The sequence below is a fragment of the Cellulomonas massiliensis JC225 genome (assembly GCF_000312005.1).
Taxonomy (GTDB): domain Bacteria; phylum Actinomycetota; class Actinomycetes; order Actinomycetales; family Cellulomonadaceae; genus Cellulomonas; species Cellulomonas massiliensis.
Map to the genome: position 1 here is coordinate 487535 of NZ_HE978588.1, position 1982 is coordinate 489516.

Genomic DNA, 1982 nt, shown 5'->3' on the forward strand with positions numbered 1-1982 from the left:
AGCAGCGGCAGCGAGCGTCGGGCCAGCACGCGCCCCGAGCGGGCGGCCCGGTCGATCCGCTCCGCCGTGCGGGCGAGCGCCGCGAGGTCGCCGTGGTGCCGCCGGTTGGCGGGTGAGATGCGCGCGAGGTCCGACGCCTCGACGGTGACCGAGCTCCACTCCGCGAGCGCCGGCTGCGTGGCCCGCGCCTGCACCAGCCCGTGCTCGACGACCTCGTGGTCGTGCGTCGAGAAGCCGCGCGCGAGGGTGTGCAGCACCGCGGCGACCTCCTCCACGGCGGTGCGGCCCAGCGCGCGCGGGGCGCGGACCGGGTTGGCCGGCGTGAGCAGCGCGACGGCGAGCGCCACGGCGCCGCCGACCACCGCGTCGAGCCAGCGCCCGACCGGGCCGCCCGTCGCGACCGACGCGGGCAGCCCGACGATGACGATCGCCTGCACGCCCGCCTGCGTGGTGAGCATCGGCCCGCGGTCGAGGAACCGCGCGAGCACCGCCGCGACGAACAGGACCACGGCGACCTGCCACGCCCCCGAGCCGATGACGTGGACGACGACGTCGCCGAGCGCGACGCCCAGCGCGACCCCGACCGCGAGCTCGGCGACCCGCCGGACGGACCGGTTGGCCGTGAAGCCGAGCGCGACCCACGTGCTGACGGGCGCGAAGAAGGGGTACGGGTGGTGCAGCGCGTAGCGGGCGATCGCGAACGCCACGGCGCCGCCGAGCGCCGCCTGCAGGATCGGCCACCAGGACGAGCGGACCCGCGACCAGCCCTGCCGGATGCGGGCCTCGCCCAGCACCCGCAGGTCGCGCACGTCCCGCAGGTCGCCGACGTCGCTCATCGCGCGCGCGACCGGGCCGGGAGCCGGGTCGCGCTCTGGGCGTTCACAGGCTCGGTCGGTGGCCCAGCCCGCGCGCGAGCGGGCCCCGCTCGGCCGGGCGGTCGACCGACACGCCCTCCCCCGGCACGACGACCTCCTGCGCGGCCGCCACGACGCCGCCCTCGCAGTCGACGACCAGCCGCTCGTCGACGGGCGCCGACCGCTTGACCACGGCGAGCGCGACCGGGCCGAGCTCGTGGTGACGGGCGACCGACGTCACGTGCCCGACCTCGCGGCCCGGGACGGGGTCCGCCTGCGTCCCCTCGACGAGGTGGACGGCCGCGCCGGGCTCGGGCAGCAGGTGACCGGAGCCGTCCAGGTGCAGCATCACGAGCCGCCGCGGCGGCCGGCCGAGGTTGTGCACGCGCGCGACGGTCTCCTGCCCGCGGTAGCAGCCCTTGTGCAGGTGCACCGCGGTGCGCAGCCAGTCGAGCTCGTGCGGCACCGTGCGGTGGTCGACCTCGCGCGACGCCCGCGGCCGCCACGCCTCGACGCGCACGGCCTCGCTCGCCCACGTGCCGACGAGGGGCCAGCCCGCGGCCTCGCGCGCCCGGACCTCGTCCACGAGCCGCTCGCGCGGCACGAGCACGAGCCGCCACGCGCGGTCGGCGCCCGGGTGCTCGTCGTCGGCCGGCCCGTACCGGGTGCCGCCCGCGGCCGTCGCCGGCCACGGGTCGCGCCACGTGACGGGCTCGCCCTCGGCGCCCTCTGCGTCGACCGGCTCGCCGATCGCCGCCCACGCGTCCGTCACGTCCGCCACCTCGACGCGCAGCGTGAACCGCATGCGGTCGAGCCACGCCGCGAGGCCCTCGGGGGTCTCGGTGAGCAGCCAGGTCGCCTCGCCGTCGTCGACGACGCCCGCGGCGTGCTCGACGTGCCCCTGCGGGCTCAGGACGAGCAGCTCGGTCGACGTGCGCGGGGGCAGCTGGGCGACGTCCTGCGAGGTGATCGAGTGCAGCCACGTGAGCCGGTCGGGGCCGGCCACGCGGACCACGCCGAGGTGCGACTGGTCGACGACCGCGCCGCCGCGCGTGAGCGCCCGCTGCTCGGCGGTCGGGTCGCCGTAGTGCCAGGCGACGCCCGCGTCGGGCCCCGAGCCGGCCACGG

General features: G+C 78.4%; 2 protein-coding genes. Both read right to left on the minus strand.

Annotated features, from left to right (window positions below):
• The coding region (locus HGCM_RS02260) for an FUSC family protein (RefSeq protein WP_040398908.1) at positions 1 to 836 on the minus strand (836 nt) is incomplete at its 3' end.
• Between the two features lie 43 nt (positions 837 to 879).
• On the minus strand, positions 880 to 1980 hold the full coding sequence (gene ygfZ, locus HGCM_RS16500; protein ID WP_019135268.1) for a CAF17-like 4Fe-4S cluster assembly/insertion protein YgfZ: 1101 nt from the start codon (positions 1978 to 1980) through the stop codon (positions 880 to 882).
• Between the last annotated feature and the right edge of the window lie 2 nt (positions 1981 to 1982).